Origin of the sequence: Streptomyces sp. NPDC059957 (assembly GCF_042730015.1) — a bacterium.
GTDB lineage: Bacteria > Actinomycetota > Actinomycetes > Streptomycetales > Streptomycetaceae > Streptomyces.
On record NZ_JBHWMB010000176.1, the window covers coordinates 1 to 1,391 of the forward strand.

The window sequence follows — 1,391 nt, forward strand, 5'->3', positions numbered from 1 at the left end:
CCTAGTAGTGCTTTGTTACGTGCTGTCGTAGGGCTGCCATGGGGTGGGTTGTCGGCAGGTGGGGCAGGTGCCGGTCCAGGTGGCGATGAGGTGTTGGAGGAGGTCCAGGGCCTGGTAGAGGGTCAGGCCCTGGCAGGGACTTTTGGGGCTCTCCGCTGTTCGGTGAGGAAGAGATGGGCGGCGGTGACGAGGGTGACGTGTCGGTGCCAGCCGGTGAAGGAGCGGCCCTCGAAGTGGTCCAGGCCCAGAGCTGTTTTCAGCTCGCGGTAATCGTGCTCGATCCGCCAGCGTGTCTTCGCGAGACGGACCAGATCCTTCGCGGGAATGTCGCCGGGCAGGTTCGAGATCCAGTACTTCACCGGCTCCGCTTCACCCTCGGGCCACTGCGCGATCAACCAGGTGAGGGGGATCGTCCCGTCAGCGGCGGGCTTGGGCCGGCGACCGGCCAGGCGGACCCGCAGGAGCACGAAGTGCGAGCTCATCGCCGCCTTCGATCCCTTGCGCCAGGTCAGCGTGCGTCCCACCTGCCGGCCTGCGGCCAGCACGTGGTCGCGTAAGGAGAGGGGCCGGGTGCGGTAACGGGGCAACGGCCGGGGGCCCAACCCGCTGTATGCGGGCTGGTGTGGTTCGGCGTCCTCGCCGTGGGCGGTCATCTCGGCTTTCACCTGCAGGACGTAAGCCAGGCCTCGGTCTTCGAGGCCGTGGCGGAAGTCCGCGTTCGCGCCGTAGCCGGTGTCCGCGACCAGTGCGGCGGGTCGCAGGCCGATCTGGTCGAGTTCGTCGAGCATGTCCAGCGCGAGCTGCCACTTGGGGCGGTGGTGCTCGGTATCGGGGATCCGGCAGGCCTCGCGACGGGCGGCTGCCTCGGGCCCGTCCCATGCGGCAGGCAGGAACAGCCGCCAGGACAGCGGGCAGGAGGCCGTGTCCGTGGCGGCGTGGACGCTGACGCCGATCTGGCAGTTGCCGACCTTGCCCAGCGTGCCCGAGTACTGGCGGGCGACCCCCGGCGAGGCGGTGCCGTCCTTGGGGAAGCCGGTGTCGTCCACGACCCACACCTGCGGACGCACCACCCGAACGGCCCGCCATGCGAGCCGGGCCCGGACGTCCTCGACCGGCCAGGTCGAAGACGTCATGAACTGCTGCAACCGTTGGTGATCAATGCCGAGGCGTTCGGCCATCGGCTGCATCGACTTCCGTCGGCCGTCCAGCAACAGCCCCCGCACATAGAGCAAGCCCTTCTCGCGCTGGTCCCGCCGCACCAGCGGCGTGAACACCTCGGAGGCGAACTCCTCCAACCGGACCCGTACCGCAGCAAGCTCCCCAGCCCTCATACAACCAGCGAACTACCAGACACACGCCGTGACAAGACCAGCTAACAAAGCACTACTAGG

1 protein-coding gene is annotated in these 1,391 nt (G+C 68.3%); it reads right to left on the reverse strand.

The genetic code is table 11. From position 1 onward, the window contains the following. Window positions 1-122: 122 nt before the first annotated feature. The gene (locus ACFWBW_RS41720) at window positions 123-1,331 is read right to left on the reverse strand and encodes an IS701 family transposase (protein WP_385385154.1); all 1,209 of its coding nucleotides are present in this window, start codon (window positions 1,329-1,331) and stop codon (window positions 123-125) included. Window positions 1,332-1,391 lie beyond the last annotated feature (60 nt).